Annotated in this window: 16 protein-coding genes; 7 read left to right on the forward strand and 9 right to left on the reverse strand. The window is 71.3% G+C overall.

What is annotated here, in order from left to right; genetic code table 11:
• Nucleotides 1–9: 9 nt before the first annotated feature.
• The 3 genes from ACQEVM_RS30765 to ACQEVM_RS30775 all read left to right on the forward strand — a co-directional run bounded on the left by ACQEVM_RS30765 (nucleotide 10) and on the right by ACQEVM_RS30775 (nucleotide 5,039).
• Nucleotides 10–1,224 (forward strand): LCP family protein, encoded by a 1,215-nt coding sequence (locus ACQEVM_RS30765; protein WP_433084381.1) that lies wholly within the window; start codon nucleotides 10–12, stop codon nucleotides 1,222–1,224.
• 222 nt (nucleotides 1,225–1,446) lie between these two features.
• The gene (locus ACQEVM_RS30770) at nucleotides 1,447–3,186 is read left to right on the forward strand and encodes an LCP family protein (protein ID WP_433084383.1); all 1,740 of its coding nucleotides are present in this window, start codon (nucleotides 1,447–1,449) and stop codon (nucleotides 3,184–3,186) included.
• A gap of 176 nt (nucleotides 3,187–3,362) precedes the next feature.
• Complete coding sequence (locus ACQEVM_RS30775; protein WP_433084385.1) at nucleotides 3,363–5,039, forward strand: LCP family protein; 1,677 nt, start codon at nucleotides 3,363–3,365, stop codon at nucleotides 5,037–5,039.
• A 104-nt stretch (nucleotides 5,040–5,143) separates the two neighbouring features.
• On the opposite strand, the gene ACQEVM_RS30780 is transcribed toward ACQEVM_RS30775, so the two are convergent.
• Entirely contained in the window at nucleotides 5,144–6,184 is a 1,041-nt protein-coding gene (locus ACQEVM_RS30780) for a glycosyltransferase family 2 protein (protein ID WP_433084387.1), read from the reverse strand.
• Nucleotides 6,185–6,509: 325 nt separating this feature from the next.
• Between ACQEVM_RS30780 and ACQEVM_RS30785 the strand changes: the two genes are divergently transcribed.
• Entirely contained in the window at nucleotides 6,510–7,898 is a 1,389-nt protein-coding gene (locus tag ACQEVM_RS30785) for an LCP family protein (protein ID WP_433084389.1), read from the forward strand.
• An 87-nt stretch (nucleotides 7,899–7,985) separates the two neighbouring features.
• Here the strand turns inward: ACQEVM_RS30785 and ACQEVM_RS30790 are convergent, their stop codons facing one another.
• Nucleotides 7,986–8,558, reverse strand: coding sequence for an acyl-CoA thioesterase (locus ACQEVM_RS30790; RefSeq protein WP_433084391.1), 573 nt, complete (start codon nucleotides 8,556–8,558; stop codon nucleotides 7,986–7,988).
• A gap of 106 nt (nucleotides 8,559–8,664) precedes the next feature.
• On the opposite strand from ACQEVM_RS30790, the gene ACQEVM_RS30795 reads away from it, so the two are divergent.
• Nucleotides 8,665–10,014, forward strand: a complete 1,350-nt coding sequence (locus ACQEVM_RS30795; RefSeq protein WP_433084393.1) for an LCP family protein — start codon at nucleotides 8,665–8,667, stop codon at nucleotides 10,012–10,014.
• 81 nt (nucleotides 10,015–10,095) lie between these two features.
• On the opposite strand, the gene ACQEVM_RS30800 is transcribed toward ACQEVM_RS30795, so the two are convergent.
• The 3 genes from ACQEVM_RS30800 to ACQEVM_RS30810 form a co-directional block, all read right to left on the reverse strand.
• Nucleotides 10,096–10,902, reverse strand: coding sequence for a polyprenol monophosphomannose synthase (locus tag ACQEVM_RS30800; RefSeq protein ID WP_433084395.1), 807 nt, complete (start codon nucleotides 10,900–10,902; stop codon nucleotides 10,096–10,098).
• Nucleotides 10,903–11,037: 135 nt separating this feature from the next.
• Nucleotides 11,038–12,120, reverse strand: a complete 1,083-nt coding sequence (locus tag ACQEVM_RS30805; RefSeq protein ID WP_433084397.1) for a sugar phosphate nucleotidyltransferase — start codon at nucleotides 12,118–12,120, stop codon at nucleotides 11,038–11,040.
• A 316-nt stretch (nucleotides 12,121–12,436) separates the two neighbouring features.
• Nucleotides 12,437–13,609 carry an acyl-CoA dehydrogenase family protein gene (locus ACQEVM_RS30810; protein ID WP_031147482.1) on the reverse strand — a complete coding sequence of 391 codons (1,173 nt, stop codon included), beginning with the start codon at nucleotides 13,607–13,609 and terminating at the stop codon, nucleotides 12,437–12,439.
• A 239-nt stretch (nucleotides 13,610–13,848) separates the two neighbouring features.
• Here ACQEVM_RS30810 and ACQEVM_RS30815 point away from each other — a divergent pair, with 239 nt between their 5' ends.
• A complete protein-coding gene (locus ACQEVM_RS30815; RefSeq protein WP_433084400.1) occupies nucleotides 13,849–15,189 on the forward strand; it encodes a UDP-glucose dehydrogenase family protein in 1,341 nt (446 codons plus the stop codon).
• Between the two features lie 141 nt (nucleotides 15,190–15,330).
• On the opposite strand, the gene ACQEVM_RS30820 is transcribed toward ACQEVM_RS30815, so the two are convergent.
• Genes ACQEVM_RS30820 through ACQEVM_RS30830 form a run of 3 tightly spaced genes read right to left on the reverse strand, consistent with a single transcriptional unit; the run spans nucleotide 15,331 to nucleotide 18,184 of the window.
• Nucleotides 15,331–16,515 (reverse strand): dipeptidase, encoded by a 1,185-nt coding sequence (locus ACQEVM_RS30820; RefSeq protein ID WP_433084402.1) that lies wholly within the window; start codon nucleotides 16,513–16,515, stop codon nucleotides 15,331–15,333.
• The gene (gene purE / locus ACQEVM_RS30825) at nucleotides 16,512–17,048 is read right to left on the reverse strand and encodes a 5-(carboxyamino)imidazole ribonucleotide mutase (RefSeq protein ID WP_433084404.1); all 537 of its coding nucleotides are present in this window, start codon (nucleotides 17,046–17,048) and stop codon (nucleotides 16,512–16,514) included. The genes ACQEVM_RS30820 and purE overlap by 4 nt, the downstream gene beginning before the upstream one ends.
• On the reverse strand, nucleotides 17,045–18,184 hold the full coding sequence (locus ACQEVM_RS30830) for a 5-(carboxyamino)imidazole ribonucleotide synthase (RefSeq protein ID WP_053681255.1): 1,140 nt from the start codon (nucleotides 18,182–18,184) through the stop codon (nucleotides 17,045–17,047). Before ACQEVM_RS30830 ends, purE begins: the two co-directional genes overlap by 4 nt.
• A gap of 260 nt (nucleotides 18,185–18,444) precedes the next feature.
• Here ACQEVM_RS30830 and ACQEVM_RS30835 point away from each other — a divergent pair, with 260 nt between their 5' ends.
• On the forward strand, nucleotides 18,445–19,047 hold the full coding sequence (locus ACQEVM_RS30835; protein ID WP_433084407.1) for a GtrA family protein: 603 nt from the start codon (nucleotides 18,445–18,447) through the stop codon (nucleotides 19,045–19,047).
• A 79-nt stretch (nucleotides 19,048–19,126) separates the two neighbouring features.
• Here ACQEVM_RS30835 and ACQEVM_RS30840 read toward each other — a convergent pair whose 3' ends face one another.
• Nucleotides 19,127–20,395, reverse strand: a complete 1,269-nt coding sequence (locus tag ACQEVM_RS30840) for an ATP-binding protein (protein ID WP_433084409.1) — start codon at nucleotides 20,393–20,395, stop codon at nucleotides 19,127–19,129.
• Nucleotide 20,396: the final 1 nt, after the last annotated feature.

Raw genomic sequence — 20,396 nt, forward strand, 5'->3', positions numbered from 1 at the left:
GGAACGCCAGTGACGGACAGCGCAGGCATACCGGGCGGCACCGGCGCGGCCGGGGGGCCCAGGAAGCCCCCGCACGGCCGCCGGCGCCGACTGCTGCGCGGGGCCGGGCTGGGGGTGGCCGTGCTGGTGCTCGCGGGGGCGGCCGGCGGCTGGTGGATCTACCACAAGCTCGACGGGAACATCACCGAGGACACCTCCGCCGCCGCCGAGCTGGAGCGGTACGAGCGGGAGCGCCCGACGCACCTCGCGAACGGCTCCCAGAACATCCTGCTGATCGGCTCGGACTCGCGCTCCGGCAAGGGGAACGCGAAGTACGGGCCGGATCGCGGCACCCAGCGCTCGGACACCGTGATCCTGCTGCACCTGCCGGCCGACCGGAAGAGCGCGGCGGCGGTCTCGATCCCCCGGGACCTGATGACGGACGTGCCGAGTTGCCTCAAGGGGGACGGGCAACGCACCCGCGAACAGTTCGCGCAGTTCAACTGGGCGTTCGAGTGGGGCGGCGCCGCCTGCACGATCCGTACGGTCGAGAAGCTCACCGGGATCCGGATCGACCACCACATGGTGGTGGACTTCAGCGGCTTCAAGCAGATGGTGGACGCCGTCGGCGGGGTGGAGGTCTGTCTCGGGCGGCCGGTGAACGACACGGAGGCCAAGCTGAGGCTGCCGGCCGGCCGGAATCTGCTCCGGGGCGAGCAGGCCCTCGGTTTCGTGCGGGCCCGCCACAGCCTGGGCAACGGCAGCGACACCGACCGGATGGAGCGGCAGCAGCAGTTCCTCGGTTCGCTGGTGAACAAGGTGCAGAGCAACGGGGTGCTGCTGAATCCGGCCCGGCTCTACCCGGTGCTGAACGCGGCGACGTCCTCGGTGACCACGGACCCGGGGCTCGCGTCACTGCGGGGGCTGTACGAACTCGTGCGGGGCGTAAGGAACATACCGACCGAACACATAGCGTTCCTCACGGTTCCGCGCCGACCGTATCCTTCCAATCCCAATCGTGACGAACTGATACAACCCGAGGCCGGCCGACTGTTCGGACAACTGCGCGCGGACAAGCCCCTGAAGGTGACTCCGCCGCCACCGATGGAGGAGCGGGAGCGCAACGAGCGCACCTCGCACACCCGAACGGCGTCCCCCGAACCCCGCCCCAGCGCAACCGGCACGGGCCCCTCACCCGTCCCCACGTTCACGGGAACCACCGCGGACGCCGCGAACTGCCGGTAAAGCAATCCCAAAGGCCGGCCCCGAACCAGGCCGGTTGGGCGATTTGCGGCGTTATAAGGGGAGTGGAATTCGTCACCGGCATGGTTTGCGGTTGACCTGGCCGGATAGGGTGAGCGATCCGGTGCACCGGCCAGCAAAGAGGCCTTGCACCAGCAGCCGGACGTTGACCGTGCGCCTTGGGGGAGGCGCATCGCGAGGCACCGACGGAGGATTCGAGCAACCGTGGATGCGCAAAGCCGTGGGCGGGCAGACGAGATCGACCCCGCAGACCAGTGGGTTCTCAACCCTCGCACCGGCAACTACGAACTGCGACTGGGCGATTCCGTTGCGCAGCAACAGAAGCCTTCCGTCGCCACCCCCCGCAGATCCCGTACGACCCGTCCCGCCCCACCGGGAACAGGCACCCCCGCGACACCCGGAGTCCCGAAGCCGCGCCGCGGCGACGGGCCGCCCGGCGGTCGACGCGGCGGGCGTTCCCGCAAGGCCGGCGGCAGGGGCCCGAGCAAGCGCAAGAAGCGGCTCGCGATCACCGGCGGCACGCTGGCGTTCCTGCTGCTCGGCGGCTCGCTGGCGGGGTACCTCTACTACCAGCACCTGAACGGCAACATCAACGTCATCAACACCCCCGGCGCGAGTTCGGGCACCTTCAGCAAGGGCCGCGCGATCAACATCCTGGTCATCGGCACCGACAAGCGCAGCGGCGCGGGCAACGAGGGCTACGGGGACTCGGGCAGCGTCGGGCACGCCGACACCACGATCCTCTTCCACGTGTCGAAGGACCGTTCCAACGCGACCGCGTTGTCCATCCCGCGCGACCTGATCACCGACATCCCGGCCTGCAGTGCGCAGCAGCCGGACGGTTCGGTCAAGCAGGTGCCCGCCGAGAAGGGCACCCGTTTCAACACCAGCCTGGGGCAGTCGGGCCGCGACCCGGGTTGCACGATGAGCACGGTCAAGAACCTGACCGGCATCCCGGTCGACCACTTCATGATGGTCGACTTCAACGCCGTGAAGAACCTGAGCACGGCCGTCGGCGGCGTTCCGGTGTGCGTGGAGAAGGACGTCAACGACAAGGACTCCAAGCTCAACCTCAAGGCGGGCGAACACCGTTTGCAGGGCGAGCAGGCGCTGGCCTTCGTACGGACCCGGCACGCCTTCGGCAACGAGAGCGACCTGGACCGCATCCAGACGCAGCAGCAGTTCCTCGGCTCGATGATGCGCGAGATGAAGTCCAAGGAGACGCTGACCAGCCCGAAGAAGTTCTTCTCCCTCGCGGAGGCGGCCACCAAGTCGCTGAGCGTGGACCAGGGCATCGGCGGCATCAAGCAACTCACCTCGCTGGCCGGCGAGTTGAAGAACATCGACCTGAAGAACATCACCTTCACCACCTTGCCGGTGCTCGACAACCCGGCCGAACCGGCGAACCGCAAGGCGACGGTCGTGCTCAACAGCTCGGTCGCCAAACCCCTGTTGGAGATGATCCGGGGGGACGTCTCGCTCACGGAGGTCGAGGCGGCGAAGGCTGCCGCCGACAAGGAGGCCAAGACCAAGGAGGACGCCCAGCTCCAGGGCGCCCGCTCGCCCGCCGGGGACGTCCGGGTGGACGTCTTCAACGGTGGCGGCCCCTCCGGTTCGGCGCAGACCACGCTGAACTGGCTGCAGAACAGCAAGGGCGTGAACAAGGCCGCCAATCGCGGCAACGCCCCGTCGAAGGTGGCCACCACCCAGCTGGAGTACGCGCCCGACCAGGCCGACCAGGCGCGGGCGTTGGCGGACATGATGGGGCTGTCCGCCTCGGCGTTGAAGGTGGGCACGGCGAACTCCGGGGACAAGACCCCGATGAAGCTCACGCTCGGTTCCGACTTCAAGGAAGCGGGGTCCCCGTTGACCGCGGCCGCGCCCCAGAAGGCGCCCGAGGGTCTCCAGCGGGTGGAGGCGGACAAGGCGGTCTGCGCCAAGTAGGGCGCGGGCACGGGGGCACACTCCGGCGAACGGCCGCGATCGGCGGCCGTTCGCCGGCGCACGGACACAAACGGACACGTACCGACTGACACGCACCGCCGCGCGAGGCGGGTGGCGACGGTCGGTGGCACCGGCGGCATCACACCGACCAGCAGTGATCTATAGGGGGGGTACACGTGGGGCACAGCAGCGTGCGTGGGGAGGGGGCGCCCGACCAGGCCGTCGGCGGCATACCCGGCGGTTCGGGAGCCTCGGGCGGCAGCGTGCCCCCGCCCCGGTCCGGCTCGGGTGGTTCCCGGGGCCCGGGCCACCGGTCCCCCGTCCGGCGCCGCAGACGGCGCGTGCTGTTCTGGGTGGCCGCGGTCCTGGCGTTCCTGATCCTCGCGACCGCCGCGGCCGGCTACCTGTACTACCGCCACCTCGACGGCAACATCCGCAGTGGCCAGCGGCTGAGCGGCGAGAGCGGCGTGGAGAGATCCGAGGCGAACGCCGACGGGCAGCGCCCGCTGAACATCCTGCTCCTCGGTTCCGACAGCCGGAACAAGCCGGAGAACCTCGAACTCGGCGGCCACCGCGACAGCGTCGGCGCTCCCCCGCTCGCCGACGTGCAGATGCTCCTGCACGTGTCCGCCGACCGGCAGCACGCCTCGGTGGTCAGCGTCCCGCGTGACACCCGGGTGGACATACCGGAGTGCACGGATCCGAAGACCGGCGAGAAGTTCAAGAAGACCAACGCGATGATCAACGAGACCCTCGGGCGCGGGGGTCCGGGCTGCACCCTCGCCACCTGGGAGAAGCTGACCAACATCTACATCGACCACTGGATGACGATCGACTTCTCCGGTGTGGTGCAGATGGCCGACGCGATCGGCGGCGTCGAGGTCTGCGTGAAGAACAACGTCTGGGACCGGCCCCTGCCCACCGCCGGCGGCGGCTCGGGCCTCAAGCTCAAGGCCGGCAAGACGAAGGTCAAGGGCGAGCAGGCGCTCCAGTGGCTGCGCACCCGGCACGCCTTCAGCAGCGACCTCGGCCGGGCCCAGGCGCAGCACATGTACATGAACTCGATGATGCGCGAGTTGAAGGGGCAGAACGCGTTCACCGACGTCGGTCGGATCACGGCGCTGGCCGAGGCGGCGACCAAGGCGTTGGAGGTGTCCGAGGAGATCGGCTCGGTCAAGAAGCTGGGCTCCCTGGCGATGCAGCTCAAGAACGTCCCGACCAACCGCATCACGATGACGACGATGCCCACGCTCCAGGACCCGCTGGACGTCGACCGGCTGGTCGTGAACCCGACGGACGCCGACAAGCTGTGGACGATGGTCCGCAAGGACGTGCCCTTCGACAAGAACGGCGCCCCGCAGGCCCCCGAGGGCGCGCAGCCGTCCGGTCCCGCGTCGCCTCCGGCCTCGCCGGGCCAGGAGCCCTCGAAGGCTCCGGTGACCGCGCCCGACAAGGTCATCGTGTCCGTGGTCAACGGCACGGGCGCCGGCATGCCGCTGGTCAACGGGCGGGCCACGGCCGTCGCGCAGGCGCTGGTGGGCAAGGGCTTCACCGCCGCCAAGGCGGCGTCCGGGCTCACCCCGGAGAAGGCCACCGTGATCCGCTACCCGAGTGCGGACCTGGCGGACGAGGCGCGGAGCGTCGCGGCCGCGCTGGGCGTCCCCGACACGTCGGTCCAGCTGTCGGCCGAGGTGTCGCGGATCACCGTGATCGTGGGCGCCGACTGGCGCGAGGGCGCCGCGTACCCGCGGCAGGCGCCGCCGGAGGCCGGGGCGGTCCCGGAATCGGCCGAGGCGATCAACGGCTCGGACAGCGATGCCTGCATGGACGTGTACAAGCCGTACCGCTGGTGAGACCGTGCCGCCCCGCGCGAGCGGGGCGGCGGCACGGAAAAGGGGTGACCCGGTCCGCGAGGGACCGGGTCACCCCTTTTCGGGTTCCGGTGGGCCGGTTCGGCTCAGACTTCGGTGGTGTCCCGGCGCACCGACGGGCGGCGGCTCGCGATGACCTTGTTCGCGAGGGCCCGCGGGCTGGTCAGGAAGCCGAAGCCCCAGCACATGTGCATGGTGGCGAGGGCGACGGGGATCTGCGCCCGCGCCTTGAGCGAGAGCCCCTTGCCGGCCGGCAGGGAGCCCGCGACGATCGCCGCGAGGTAGCCCGCCGGGACCACGAAGGCCCAGGGCGTGACGGCCACGCCGGCGACCACGCCGGCCGCGATGGCGCAGACGGCCGTCGGCGGGGCGAGGTAGCGCAGGTTGATGGAGCCCGAGTGGTAGCGGGCCACGACGTGGCGCCAGCGCCCGTAGTCCTTGTACTGCTTGGCGAGGGCCCGCACGGAGGGCCTCGGGCGGTACTGGACCTTCAGCTCGGGCGAGAACCAGATGAGCCCGCCGGCCTCGCGGATGCGGAAGTTCAGCTCCCAGTCCTGGGCGCGGATGAACTCCTCGTTGTATCCGCCCTGCTGTTCCAGGGCCTCCCGGCGGAAGACGCCCAGGTAGACGGTCTCGGCCGGGCCGGCCTCGCCGCCGGTGTGGAACGCCGCGTTCCCGACGCCGATCTTCGAGGTCATCGCCGCGGCGACGGCGTCCTCCCAGGCGTTCTCGCCCTCGGCGTGCATGATGCCGCCGACGTTCTGCGCGCCGGTCTCCTCCAGGAGGCGGACCGCGGTGGCGATGTAGTTCGGGGAGAGCATGCCGTGGCCGTCGACGCGCACCACGATGGGGTGGCGCGAGGCCTTGATGGCGGCGTTGAGGGCGGCGGGGGTGCGGCCGGTGGGGTTCGGGACGGTGTGTACGCGCGCTCGGGGGTGGGAGGCGGTCTCGCGTACGAGCTCGGCGGCGATCTCGTCGGTGCGGTCCTTGGACGGCCCGAGCGCGATCACCACCTCCATCTCGCCTGCGTACTCCTGTCCGAGGATGTGGCGGACGGAGTCGCGCAGATGGCGCTCCTCGTCGAGCACCGGCATGATCACCGAGACTGCGGGCTGCTGGGCGGGCATGTGGTCCTTCAAGGTCGGGTATCGGTGTCACGTTACCGCGTACGGGGGAACCGGGTGCGCGGCGGACGGGCGGTACGGACAGATGTTGATCGTATGGGCCTACTGTTCTGACGATCTGCCAAATCGGTCCCTATCTCCACTTGGCGGACTTTTCACCACACAAGCCCCGGCAGCCCCAGCCGTTCCGGTCGTCCCCGCGGAGGTGTCCCCCGTGCCCCAGCCGCACCGCCCCACCCGTCCCGCCAGGCCACGGCAGTCGCAGCGCACGTCGCGTCGCGGTGGCGGTGGTCCGGCGCGCCGGCGTAGGGACAAGCCCCGGTGGGGCGTGCGGCTCGCGGCAGGGGTGTCGATCGTGGTGCTCGGCTCCGGGGCGGTCGGACACGCCGTGATGACGGGCTTGGACACCGGGATCGAACGGGTCGACCCGTTCAAGGACATGAAGAACCGCCCCCAGGCCGGGCACGGGGTGAACTTCCTGCTGGTCGGCACCGACGGCCGGGAGAAGATCACCCCGGAGGAGAAGCGGGAGTACCGCCTCGGCGGCGCCCCGTGCCACTGCACCGACACGATCATGCTGGTGCACCTGTCCGCCGACCGTGAACGCGCCAGCGTGATCAGCCTCCCCCGGGACAGCTACGCCGAGGTCCCCGCCCACCGGGACCTGACCACCGGCCAGGCCCACAAGGCGCACGGGGTGAAGCTCAACGCGGCCTACGCGGAGGGCGGCCCCAACCTGACCGTCCGCACCGTCGAGAACATGACGCGGGTGAAGATCGACCACTACCTGGAGGTCGACTTCACCAGCTTCATGAGGACCGTCGACGCGATGGGCGGCGTGGACATCTGTACGGCGAAGACCATGCGCGACGCCAACACCGGCCTGGACCTGCTGCCCGGCACGCACCGGCTGACCGGCGGGCAGGCCCTGCAGTACGTGCGCTCGCGCCATGTGGACGGCGCCTCCGACCTGGGCCGGATGCAGCGCCAGCAGCGGTTCGTCGCCGCGCTGATCAAGCAGGCCACCGGCGGCGGGGTGCTGCTGAACCCGGTGAAGTTCAAGGAGGTCAGCTCGACCCTGCTGGGCTCGGTCCGGGCGGACGAGGGGTTCGGCTCGGAACAGATGCTGGCCCTGGGGCAGGCGATGCGCGAGTTCACGCCCTCGTCCTCGGAGTTCGCCTCGGTGCCGGTCGGCGACCCCTCGTACAGCGTCAAGGGCATCGGCTCGACCGTGAAGTGGGACGAGGCGAAGGCGGCGAAGCTCTTCGACTCGGTGCGCCGGGACCAGCCGCTGCAGCCCGTCCGCCCGGGTCGCCCCGCCCGGCAGCCCGCGGTGGCGGTGGACGTGCCACCGGGGCAGATCCGGGTCCAGGTGGAGAACGGAACCCGGATCGACGGGCTCGGCGGGCGGGTCGACGAGGGCCTGCGGGCCACCGGCTTCGACACCACCCGGGCCCCGGGCAACGGCGCCAGCCGGGAGGTCAAGCGCACGGTCGTGTCGTACGACCCCCGCTGGGACCGCTCGGCCCGCACCGTGTCGACCGCACTGCCCGGGAGCGAACTGCGGGCGGTCGCCGGGCAGGGACGGACGGTGCTGGTGATCGCGGGTGCGGACTACAAGAAGGTGGTGCCGGTCCGGGCGGAGGACCCGTACCAGGGCGGGGCGACGGCGGTGGTCACCGGTGACCAGGTGGTCTGCGCGAAGCCGGGCCAGTAGCACCGGAGGCCGGGGGCGGGGGTGCCCCGGCCGCCCGGGTCGCCGGGGGCGGTCACGCCCGGGAGCGCGCCCGGGTGGTGGCGGACGTCACTCGTCGAGGCCCTCGGCGGCGCGGCGCGCGCGCAGCTCCGTGATGGCCTGCCGCCGGGCCAGCCGGTGGGTGCGCCGGATCTGCGCCTCCTGGTAGCGGCGCTCGTCCTGTTCCGTCTCCGGGAGCACCGGCGGGACGGTGCGGGGCTTGCCCTCGGCGTCGACGGCCGCGAAGACCAGGTAGGCGCTGCCGACCTGGGTGGCGGGCGTGGACTCGTTCCACCGCTCCGCGAGGACCCGTACGCCGATCTCCATGGAGGAGCGGCCGGTCCAGTTGCACTGGGCCCGGACGTGGACCAGGTCCCCGACGCGTACCGGCGCGAGGAAGGCCATCTCGTCCATGGAGGCGGTCACGGCGGGACCGCCGGAGTGCCGGCCGGCCACGGCGCCGGCGGCGTCGTCGACCAGTTTCATGATCACGCCACCGTGCACCGTGCCGAGCAGGTTGGTGTCGTTCGCGGTCATGATGTGGCTGAGGGTCGTCCGGGAAGCCGATGTGGGCTTTCCCTCAGGCTCGCCCGCAGGCTCGCCCGCCGCATCGCCCGCCGTATCGCCCGCTGTGTCTGTCATATGGACACCTTAAAGCGGTATCGGAAGCATCAGCTCTGCAACAGCACCGGAACGAAGTGCGCCCCGGACTGTCGGGCGACACGCCGGGGCGTGCATTCTTGTCCGCATGAATGACTGGCCAGAAGGGTGGACCGGCGACCGCGACGACCGCGGTCGCCGGGACGACGGGTACGGACGCGGCGGCGCTCAGGCGCAACCGGAGGGTCCGCAGCGGATGCGGCACATCCAGCGGCAGCAGCCCGCACGGCCCCAGGTGCCGCCGCCCACGCGGCGCCCCGGCACGCCCCCTCCGCCGGCGCAGTCCCCCGCGTACGGGGTGCCCCCGCAGGCACAGAACCCGGACGGGTACGGCTACGACAGCGGCTACAACACCGGCCAGGTCTACGGGGCACCCGCGGGCGCCCCGGGTGGTCCCGGCGGCGACGACGGCCGGCCCCCGGCCGGCCCCGGCAGGCCGGGCCGCTCCCCCGGCCCGGCGCCGAACCGCGCCCGACAGATCAAGATCGGCGCGATCGTCCTGGTCTCCGCGCTGCTGGCCACCGGCATCGGCACCTACTTCTGGGCCGACTCCAAGGTGCGCCGCGAGGTCGACCTGTCCAAGGTCATCGAGCGGCCGAAGGAGGGCGACTGCACGACGTACCTCATCGTCGGGTCCGACAGCCGTGAGGGCATGTCCGCCGAGGAGAAGAAGAAGCTCCACACGGGCTCCGCCGAGGGCAAGCGCACGGACTCCATGATGATCCTCGCGAAGTGCTCCAGCGGGAACACCATGGTCTCCCTGCCGCGCGACTCGGACGTGGAGATCCCCTCCTTCGTCGGCTCGCAGTCCGGCAAGACGTTCAAGGGGCAGGGCCGGCGGGTCAAGCTCAACGCCGCCTACGCCGAGGACGGACCGGAACTGCTCGTGCGGACGGTGGAGTACAACACCGGTCTGCACATCGACCACTACGCCGAGATCGGCTTCGCCGGATTCGCGAACATCGTCGACGCGCTGGGCGGCGTGGAACTCGACATCGAGAAGGGCTTCAAGGACGAGAAGTCCGGGGCCGACTTCAAGGCGGGCAAGCAGACCCTCAACGGAGAGCAGTCGCTGGCCTTCGTCCGCACCCGGTACGCGTTCGCCGAGTCGGACCTCCAGCGGACGAAGAACCAGCAGAAGTTCCTGTCGTCGCTGGCGAGTCAGGCCGCCACTCCGAGCACGGTCCTCAACCCCTTCCAGCTGTACCCGGTGATGGGCGCCGGTCTGGAGACGCTGATCGTGGACAAGGACATGTCCCTGTGGGACATGGGCCAGATGTTCTTCGCGATGAAGGGCGTCAACGGCGGCGAGGGCGTGTCGATGAACATGCCGATCTCCGGACAGCGCGGCGGCAACCTGGTCTGGGACAAGGCCAAGGTGAAGCAGCTCGTCCAGCAGATCCAGAAGGACGAGAAGGTCACCGTCCAGTCGCGCTAGGTGGATTGATCGCGGCGACGATTCCGGGGGCCTGGCCGTGAGGGCTCCCGGACCGCCCCCGCCGCCCGCGTCCGCTCCCGGCTACTCGCCGGAGCGGGCGCGGAGCATCCACGGCATGGCGATGGACTCCAGTTGGACGGCGAGGTTCATCTTGGACTCGCCGATGGTGCGGTCCTCGAAGTGGATCGGAACCTCCACCACCTGGAATCCGCGACGCAGGGCGAGGTACTTCATCTCGACCTGGAAGCTGTAGCCGGCGCTGCCGATCGACGCGAGGTCGATCGCCTTCAACGCGTCGGCGCTCCACAGGTTGAAGCCGCCCGTGATGTCGCGGACGCGGGTGCCGAGGATGGTGCTCGCGTAGGCGTTGGCCCAGCGGGACAACAGCTTGCGGTGCGCGCCCCAGGCGTCGGAGAGGCTGCCACCGGGGACGTACCGACTGCCGACGACCAGGCCGGCGCCGGTGGAGCGGGCCACGCCGAGCAACTCGGCGATCTTGGCGGCCGGGTGGGAGCCGTCGGCGTCCATCTGGAGCACGTACGCGGCGCCCTCCTCGACCGCCCGGGTCATGCCGGCGGCGTAGGCGCGGCCGAGGCCGTCCTTCGCGGTGCGGTGCAGGACCGACATGCGGGGCTTGCCGTCCTCGGTGAGGAAGCCCTCCGTCAGCTCGTCGGCGATCCTGCCCGTGCCGTCGGGTGACGAGTCGTCGACGACCAGCAGGCGCAGGCCCGGCTGGTCGAGGCTCATCAGCAGCTCGACCATGCCGGGCAGGTTGCCCGCCTCGTTGTAGGTGGGCATCACCACCGTGAGCGGGGTCCGCGCCCACGCGTCGGGGAGCCGCGTGGCCGCGGCGTCGGCCGCGCGGGAAGTCTGCTGCTCGGCCGTCACCGGGGTCGCCTCACTGGGTTGGTTGGCTGGCTGGCTGGCTGGATTGGCTGGGGTCGGCTCACGGGCCGTCCCCACCGGGGCTGTCGACTCGCCGGCTTCCTCACCGGCGTCTCACCGGGGTCCCACCGGCGTCGGTCAGCGGTCGGAGGAGAAGCGCACGGAGGCGGAGGGGAGTTCGGCCTCGCACCACACCCGTGCTCCCGCGCGGAGTTCGTTGTCGGCCCCGACGACCGCACCGTCTCCGACGACCGCGCCGTCCAGCACCGTGCGCGTGCCGACCGAGGCTCCGGCGCCGACCAGGCTGGCACTCACGTGGGTGTCCGAACCGATGACCGCGCCGTCCATCAGGATGGAGCCGTGGACGATCGCACCCGACGCGACACGGGCGCCGGCGCCGACGACCGTACCGCCCGACAGCTTGGCCCCGTCGGCCACCTGGGCGCCCGGCAGGACGAGGAACTCGCCCCGGGGGCCGGGGACGGCCGGGGAGGAGACGATGCCGCGGACGAGGTCGGCGGAGGCCTGGACGAAGGACTCGGGCTTGCCGAGGTCCAGCCAGTAGGTGTCCTCGGTGACGCCGTGGAGCTTCGCCCCGGAGGTGAGCAGACCGGGGAAGGTCTCGCGCTCGACGGACACCGCGCGGCCGTCCGGAATGGAGTCGATGACGCTGCGGCGGAAGACGTAGCAACCGGCGTTGATCTGGTCGGTGACGATCTCTTCGGGGGTTTCCGGCTTCTCGGTGAAGGCCAGCACCCGCCCGTCGGGGGCGGTGGGCACCAGGCCGAAGGCGCGGGGGTCCTCGACCCGCACGAGGTGCAGGGTGACGTCGGCGTCGGCCTCGCGGTGGGAGTCGACGAGACCGGCGATGTCCAGGCCCGTGAGGATGTCGCCGTTGAAGACGAGGACGGAGGTGTCCGGGCCGCCGGTGAGGCGTCGGGCGGCGTTGCGGATGGCGCCGCCGGTGCCCAGGGGCTCGTCCTCGACGACGTACTCGAGGCTGACGCCGAAGTCGGACCCGTCGCCGAAGTAGGGCTCGAAGACCTCGGCGAGGTAGCAGGTGGCCATCACGATGTGCGTGACACCGGCGGCCGCGGCCCTGGCTATCTGGTGGGCGAGGAACGGGACACCCGCGGCCGGCACCATCGGTTTGGGGGTATTCACCGTCACGGGGCGCAGACGCGTCCCCTGCCCGCCAACAAGCAGGATCGCTTCCGTCATTGTGTCTCCCCAACCGATTCGGGCGTACGAGGGCACAAATTTAGCCCATCGGGGGCCTGACGAAGGCCGGAGACGGCAGGTGGGGCCGCCTCCGGCTCGATGTCGCGCCCAGGGCAGGTCGCGGATGCTCCCGCCGGTCAGGTCGCCACCCGTGGGCTGCCGACTCCCCGGGCCCACACCGGCCCTCCCGACGAAAGATGTGCGATGCCGCGGAACGCGCGGCAGCCGAACCTCGCCGAGTGCGTCCGGGACACGGACGGCCCGGCGCGGGTGCGCCGGGGGCCGTCGTGGACGTCGAGTGGGCCGTCGTCGGTCGTTACGGCAGGTTGCGGGCCATGACGATCCGCTGGACCTGGTTCGTGCCCTCGTAGATCTGGGTGATCTTCGCGTCGCGCATCATGCGCTCCACCGGGTAGTCACGGGTGTAGCCGTATCCGCCGAGGAGCTGGACGGCGTCGGTCGTGACCTCCATGGCCACGTCGGAGGCGAAGCACTTGGCCGCGGCGCCGAAGAACGTCAGGTCCTCGTGGGGGCCTCCGCCGGAGACGCGCTCCGAGCGGGCGGCGGCCGAGTACGTCAGCTGACGGGCGGCCTCGATCTTCATCGCCATGTCCGCGAGCATGAACTGCACGCCCTGGAAGTCGCCGATCGGCTTGCCGAACTGCTTGCGCTCCTGGACGTAGCCCTTGGCGTAGTCCAGGGCGCCCTGGGCGATGCCGAGCGCCTGCGCGGCGATCGTGATGCGGGTGTGGTCGAGGGTCTTCATCGCGGTGGCGAATCCGGTGCCCTCGGCGCCGATCATGCGGTCGGCGGGGATGCGGACGTTGTCGAGGTAGACCTCGCGCGTCGGGGAGCCCTTGATGCCGAGCTTCTTCTCCGGGGCGCCGAAGGAGACTCCCTCGTCGCCCTTCTCGACGACGAAGGCGCTGATGCCCTTGGAGCGCTTCTCCGGGTCGGTGACGGCCATGACCGTGTAGTACTCGGAGACGCCCGCGTTGGTGATCCAGCGCTTCACGCCGTTGAGCACCCAGAAGTCCCCGTCGCGCACGGCGCGGGTCTTCATGCCGGCGGCGTCGGAGCCCGCGTCGGGCTCCGAGAGGGCGTACGAGAACATCGCGTCGCCCTTGGCCAGCGGGCCGAGGTACTTGGCCTTGAGCTCCTCGGAACCGGAGAGGATCACCGGGAGCGAGCCGAGCTTGTTGACGGCCGGGATGAGGGAGGAGGACGCGCAGACGCGGGCCACTTCCTCGATCACGATGACGGTGGCGAGCGCGTCGGCGCCGGCGCCGCCGTAGGTCTCGGGTACGTGGACGGCGTGCAGGTCGCTGGCGACCAGGGCGTCGAGGGCCTCCTGCGGGAAGCGGGACTCCTCGTCGACCGCCGCCGCGAACGGCAGGATCTTCGCCTCGGCGAGCGAGCGGACCGACTCGCGGAGCATGTCGTGCTCCTCGGCCGGGCGGTACAGGTCGAAGTCGGCAGAACCCGCCAAGATCTCTCACTCCCCAAGGTGATGCGTGACGCATCAGTGATGCTAACTACCGTTAAGTAACCCAAATCTTAGTGTCCGGGGTCCCGGCAGCGATATGTAACGCGTACGTGAGCTGCGTGACAGCGCGCCGGCGCCGGCCGCCGGCGTGCCGCACGGGCCGCGACTCCCCGGGAACGTCCCCGTCCGCGAGCCGGCCTATGCTCGGTGGCCGCAAAGGCCCGCCACACCTGGAGCAACGCATGCCCCTCAAGATCACTGTGATCGGCACCGGCTACCTCGGTGCCACGCATGCCGCCGCGATGGCCGAGCTGGGCTTCGAGGTCCTGGGGCTGGACGTGGTCCCGGAGAAGATCGAGATGCTCGCCTCGGGTCGCGTCCCCATGTACGAACCCGGGCTGGAGGAGCTGCTGGCCTCGCACGTCGAGGGGATGCCGGGCTCGACGGGGCGGCTGCGCTTCACCACCTCCTGGGAGGAGGTCGGCGCGTTCGGCGACGTCCACTTCGTGTGCGTGAACACCCCGCAGAAGCACGGCGAGTACGCCTGCGACATGAGCTACGTGGACTCCGCGATGGATTCGCTGGCCCCGCACCTGACCCGGCCGGCGCTGGTGGTCGGCAAGTCCACCGTCCCGGTCGGTTCGGCCGAGCGGCTCGCCGAGCGGCTCGCCGCCCTCGCCCCGGCGGGCGACGAGGTCGAGCTGGCCTGGAACCCCGAGTTCCTGCGCGAGGGATTCGCCGTCGGGGACACCCTGCACCCGGACCGCATCGTCATCGGCGTGCGGGGCGAGCGCGCGGAGAAGCTGCTGCGCGAGGTGTACGCGACGCCCATGGCGGAGGGCACCCCGCTGGTGGTGACCGACTTCCCGACGGCCGAGCTGGTCAAGACGGCCGCGAACTCCTTCCTCGCGACGAAGATCTCCTTCATCAACGCGATGGCCGAGGTGTGCGAGGCGGCCGGCGGTGACGTGGTCAAGCTGGCGGAGGCCATCGGTTACGACGAGCGGATCGGCTCGAAGTTCCTGCGCGCGGGCATCGGCTTCGGCGGCGGCTGCCTGCCCAAGGACATCCGGGCCTTCATGGCGCGGGCGGGCGAGCTGGGCGCGGACCAGGCGCTGACCTTCCTGCGGGAGGTCGACTCCATCAACATGCGCCGGCGCGGCCACATGGTCGAACTGGCCCGGGACGCCGTGGGCGGTTCGTTCCTCGGCAAGCGGGTCGCGGTGCTGGGCGCCACCTTCAAGCCGGACTCCGACGACGTGCGTGATTCGCCCGCGCTGAACGTGGCCGGGCAGATCCACCTCCAGGGCGGCCAGGTCACCGTCTACGACCCGAAGGGCATGGACAACGCCCGCCGCGTCTTCCCCACGCTGGGCTACGCGGACTCCGCGCTCGCGGCAGCCCGGGGCGCCGAGGTCGTGCTGCACCTCACCGAGTGGCGCGAGTTCCGCGACCTCGACCCGGCGGAGCTCGGCGAGGTCGTCTCCGACCGGCTGGTCCTGGACGGCCGCAACTCGCTGGACCCCGATCGCTGGCGCGCCGCCGGCTGGACCTACCGCGCCATGGGCCGCCCCCGGGCCTGACGGCACGGTGCGACGGCGACGCTCCGGGCGTTCCCGCGGTGCCGTGCGGCGCGTGAGGTGGACCACGTGTCGCGCGGCCGATCCAAGAGCTCGGTGATCGGCCGGGAGGGGACGGCGGGCCCGCCGTCCCCTCCCGCGCCGCTACGGCAAGAGCACCGCGTTGGACGGTCCCCGCGCCGCGGTCAGCTCGCGGGCCACCGCTTCGGCGTCGCGCAGCGCCCGTACGGCGTTGGACCAGGTCAGCTTCGCCAGGTCGGCGTGCGACCAGCCGCGTGCCAGCAGCTCGGCGATCAGGTTCGGGTAGCCGGTCACGTCGTCCAGCCCGGCCGGGGTGAAGGCCGTGCCGTCGTAGTCGCCGCCGATGCCGATGTGGTCGACGCCCGCCACCTCGCGCATGTGGTCCAGGTGGTCCGCGACGGTCGCGGCGGTGGCCACCGGGCGCGGGCGCTCCGTCTCGAAGGCGCGGTGCAGGGCCATCGCCTCGGGTGTGGTGTCGAGGTGGTGGAACCCGTGGGCCCGCAGGTTCTCGTCGGCGGCCAGGGTCCAGGCGACGGCCTCGGGGAGGATGAACTTGGGCACGAAGGTGGCCATGGCCACGCCGCCGTTGGCGGGCAGCAGTGCCAGCACGTCGTCCGGGATGTTGCGCGGGTGGTCGCAGATCGCCCGCGCCGAGGAGTGCGAGAAGATCACCGGCGCGGTCGAGACCGCGAGGGCGTCGCGCATCGTGGTCGCGGCCACGTGCGAGAGGTCCACGAGCATGCCGACGCGGTTCATCTCGCGGACGACCTCGCGGCCGAACCCGCTCAGCCCGCCGTGCCGGGGTTCGTCGGTCGCCGAGTCCGCCCAGTCGATGGTGTCGTTGTGCGTGAGCGTCATGTACCGCACGCCCAGCCGGTGCAGGGCGCGCAGGGTGGCGAGCGAGTTGTTGATGGAGTGCCCGCCCTCGGCGCCCATCAGGGAGGCGATCCGCCCCTCGGCGCGGGCCGCCTCCATGTCGTCGGCCGTCAGGGCCCGCACCAGGTCGGCGGGGTAACGGGCGAGCAACTGGTCGACGAGGTCGATCTGCTCCAGGGTGGCGCTGACCGCTTCGTCGCCCGCGTAGTCGGAGCGCACGTACACGGACCAGAACTGCGCGCCGACGCCGCCGGCGCGCAGCCGGGGCAGGTCGGTGTGCAGGTGGCCCGACTGGTCGGCGGCGATGTCCCGCCGATCGAGGTCGTACCGGACCTGCTCGCGCAGCGCCCACGGCAGGTCGTTGTGGCCGTCGACGACCGGGTGCTCGGCCAGCAGCTCACGCGCCTCGCCCAGGCGCTGCGCGGCGCTCACTTGCCGAATCCGAAGGAGTCCGCGCCCGCGACCTTGGCCCGCAGCCGCTTGCCCTTCTCGGTGGCCTGCTCGTTCAGCTCCTGCTGGAACTCCCGCATGCGGGCCAGCAGCTCCGGGTCGTGGGCGGCGAGCATCCGGACGGCCAGCAGGGCCGCGTTGCGCGCCCCGGCGACGGAGACGGTCGCGACGGGAACCCCGGCGGGCATCTGGACGATCGACAGCAGGGAGTCCATGCCGTCGAGGTACTTCAGCGGCACCGGCACGCCGATGACCGGCAGCGGGGTGACGGACGCGAGCATGCCGGGCAGGTGGGCGGCGCCGCCCGCGCCCGCGATGATCGCCTTCAGGCCGCGGCCGTCGGCCCGCTCGCCGTACGCGATCATCTCGCGCGGCATCCGGTGGGCGGAGACCACGTCGACCTCGTACGGGATCTCGAACTCGTCCAGCGTCTGGGCCGCGGCCTCCATGACCGACCAGTCGGAGTCCGAGCCCATGACGATGCCGATGACGGGGCCTGTGGAAGAGGTGCTCATGCGGTGATCGTCCCTCGGAGGTAGCCGGCAGCGTGACGTGCTCGCTCCAGCACGTCGTCCAGGTCGTCGCCGTAGGTGTTGACGTGGCCGACCTTGCGGCCGTGCTTCACGTCCTTGCCGTACATGTGGATCTTCAGCTGGGGGTCGTGGGCCATGCAGTGCAGGTACGCCGCGTACATGTCCGGGTAGTCCCCGCCGAGCACGTTCGCCATGACCGTCCAGCGGGCCCGCGGGCGCGGGTCGCCGAGCGGGAGGTCCAGGACCGCCCGTACGTGGTTGGCGAACTGGGAGGTGATCGCCCCGTCCTGGGTCCAGTGGCCGCTGTTGTGCGGGCGCATGGCCAGTTCGTTGACGAGGATCCGGCCGTCGGTGGTCTCGAACAGCTCCACCGCCAGGTGGCCGGTCACGCCGAGTTCCTTGGCGATGCGCAGGGCCAGGGACTGGGCCTCGCCCGCCAGCTCCTCGGAGAGGTTCGGCGCGGGGGCGATCACGGTGTCGCAGACCCCGTCGACCTGGATGGACTCGACCACCGGGTAGGCCACCGCCTGGCCGTGCGGGGAGCGGACGATGTTCGCCGCGAGCTCGCGGACGAAGTCCACCTTCTCCTCGGCGAGCACCGGGACACCCGCGTGGAAGGGCGCCGCCGCGTCCTCGGGGGTGCGCACGAACCACACGCCCTTGCCGTCGTACCCGCCGCGCACCGTCTTGAGGATGACGGGGAAGCCGCCGACCTCGTCCGCGAAGGCCACCACGTCCGCCGGATCGGCCACGATCCGGTGGCGGGGGCTGGGCGCGCCGATCTCGTCGAGGCGGGCGCGCATCACCCCCTTGTCCGCGGCGTGCACCAACGCGTCGGGCCCCGGGCGGACGGGGATGCCGTCCGCTTCCAGGGCCCGCAGGTGTTCGATGGGTACGTGCTCGTGGTCGAACGTGATCACGTCACAGCCGCGCGCGAAGGCGCGCAACGTCTCCAGGTCGCGATGGTCGCCGATGACGACGTCGCTCACGACCTGGGCCGCCGAGTCCTGTGGGGTGTCACTGAGGATCTTGAATCTGATGCCGAGGGGGATGCCCGCCTCGTGGGTCATGCGGGCGAGCTGTCCGCCGCCGACCATGCCGACTACCGGGAACGTCACCTCTCCAGGGTATCCGTCGGTATTGCGCCATCCGGACGCAGCCCTGGCGCGGACTCGCGGGACACCCCGTGCCGGACCCCGCAAGGGCCGCGAGGCACGCGAAGGCACGGGCGGGCTCCGGGGGCGACACTTAACATGGACGGGTTGACGAGAACGGGTGACGCCCTCGCACCGGGGGCGGACATGGCGACAGGTACGGCGACGGACAGCACGGACACGACGGATACCGCGGACACGACGAACAGGGACTGACCGATCACATGAGCACGCCGAAGAACGGATCCGCCCTCGAACGCCTGCGCGGCCTGGCACGGGAGGCCGCCAGATTCGGGGCCGTCGGCGGAGTCGGTGTCCTGGTCAACCTGGGTGTCTTCAACCTGTTGCGGGCGACCACCGACCTCCAGGTGGTCCGGGCGAGCGTGATAGCCATCGTGGTGGCCATCGGCACGAACTACATCGGCTTCCGCTTCTTCACCTACCGGGACCGGTCGGGCGGCGACGGCAGCCGGCCCCCGACCCGCGAGCTGCCCCTGTTCGCCCTCTTCAGCGCGATCGGCCTGGTCATCGAGAGCGGCGTGCTCTACGCCGGGACCTACGGCCTGGGCATGGACGGCAGGCTGGCCACGAACGTCTTCAAGTTCGCCGGCATCGGCGTCGCCACCGTCTTCCGCTTCTGGTCCTACCGCACCTGGGTCTTCAAGGCCCTGCCGGCGAGCCGCCCCCCGGCGGTCTCGACCGTCGTCGAGCAGCGGGAACGCCACGCGTCCGAGCCGGACGGCCCGGCCGCCCCGGCCGTCGCGGTCACACCGGCGGTCCCGGTCACGCCGGTCGTCCCCTTGGCGCACGAGTCCGCCGCCCAGTAGACCGGTCACCCGGTCGCCCGGTCACCCGGTGCCCGGTCGGGCCACCATCGTCCCGCAGGCCCGCGGCCCGCCGCCCGGCTCAGCGCACCGTCGGCTCGGGGTCTTCCTCCCGCTCCGGCGCGGTGCGGCTGAGGAACAGCGCGAACACCGGCGGCTGGGTCTGCAACAGCTCCAGGCGTCCGCCGTCTGCCTCCGCGAGGTCGCGCGCGACGGCCAGGCCGATACCGGTGGAGTTCCGGCCACTGATGGCCCGCTCGAAGATCCGGTTGCCGAGGTCCGGCGGGACGCCGGGGCCCTCGTCCGTGACCTCCAGCACCGCCTGGTTGCCGGTCACCCGGGTACGCAGGGCGACCGTGCCGCCGCCGTGCATGAGCGCGTTCTCCACGAGGGTGGCCAGCACCTGCGAGACCGCGCCGGGCGTGCCCACGGCCCGCATGCCCGTCTTGCCCGAGCGCACGATGGCCCGCCCGGCACTGCGGTACGCCGGCCGCCACTCCTCGACCTGCTGTTTGACGACCTCGTCCAGGTCGAACGGGACCGCCGAGCCGGTCCGCGGGTCCCGCGAGTTCGTCAGCAGCCGCTCGACCACGTCCGTGAGCCGCTCCACCTGGGTGAGGGCGATGGTCGCCTCGTCCCGCACGGTCTCCAGGTCGTCGGTGACCGTGATCTCCTCCAGCCGCATCGACAGGGCCGTCAGCGGCGTCCGCAACTGGTGCGAGGCGTCCGCGGCGAGCCGCCGCTCCGCCGTCAGCATCCGCGCGATCCGCTCCGCGCTGGAGTCCAGCACGTCCGCGACCCGGTCCAGCTCGGGAACCCCGTACCGCTTGTGGCGGGGCCGCGGGTCCCCGGACCCCAGCCGTTCCGCCGTCTCCGCGAGGTCGGTGAGCGGGGAGGCCAGCCGATTGGCCTGGCGCACGGCGAGCAGTACGGCCGCCACGACCGCCAGCAGCGCCACCGCGCCGACCACGGCCAGGGTGCGCCCGACCTCCCGGGTGACCGTCGAGCGGGTGGCCTCGACGACCACCTCCTCGCCCTGCTCGCCGTGGGCGGTGCCCCGGATGACGCTCTCGTCGATGGGGTCGCCGACCTCGACGGGCGCCTGCCCCGGGATGGTGATGCGGGCGTACTTGCCGACGTCCAGTTGCTCGGCGAGCGCCGCGGGGTTGATCGGCTTGTTCTCCAGGACGTTCGACTCGACGATGCCCACCAGGCGCAGCGCCTCGGACCCGATGCGGTCCTGGGCGCTGCTGGTGATGGTCCGGGTCTCGACGATGACCAGGGAGACCCCGAACACGGCGATCACGACGAGCACCACGGCGAGCGTGGAGTTGATCAGGCGGCGGCGCATG

The organism is Streptomyces sp. CA-243310 (assembly GCF_050936775.1).
Lineage (GTDB): Bacteria > Actinomycetota > Actinomycetes > Streptomycetales > Streptomycetaceae > Streptomyces.

Bases quoted from the DNA above. Each gene is read 5' to 3' on its own strand.
- ACQEVM_RS30805 (WP_433084397.1), bottom strand. From the start codon at position 12,120: ATGACGGAAGCGATCCTGCTTGTTGGCGGGCAGGGGACGCGTCTGCGC.
- ACQEVM_RS30815 (WP_433084400.1), top strand. From the start codon at position 13,849: ATGCCCCTCAAGATCACTGTGATCGGCACCGGCTACCTCGGTGCCACG.
- ACQEVM_RS30780 (WP_433084387.1), bottom strand. From the start codon at position 6,184: ATGCCCGCCCAGCAGCCCGCAGTCTCGGTGATCATGCCGGTGCTCGAC.
- ACQEVM_RS30795 (WP_433084393.1), top strand. From the start codon at position 8,665: ATGAATGACTGGCCAGAAGGGTGGACCGGCGACCGCGACGACCGCGGT.
- ACQEVM_RS30835 (WP_433084407.1), top strand. From the start codon at position 18,445: ATGAGCACGCCGAAGAACGGATCCGCCCTCGAACGCCTGCGCGGCCTG.
- ACQEVM_RS30840 (WP_433084409.1), bottom strand. From the start codon at position 20,395: ATGCGCCGCCGCCTGATCAACTCCACGCTCGCCGTGGTGCTCGTCGTG.
- ACQEVM_RS30790 (WP_433084391.1), bottom strand. From the start codon at position 8,558: ATGACAGACACAGCGGGCGATACGGCGGGCGATGCGGCGGGCGAGCCT.
- purE (WP_433084404.1), bottom strand. From the start codon at position 17,048: ATGAGCACCTCTTCCACAGGCCCCGTCATCGGCATCGTCATGGGCTCG.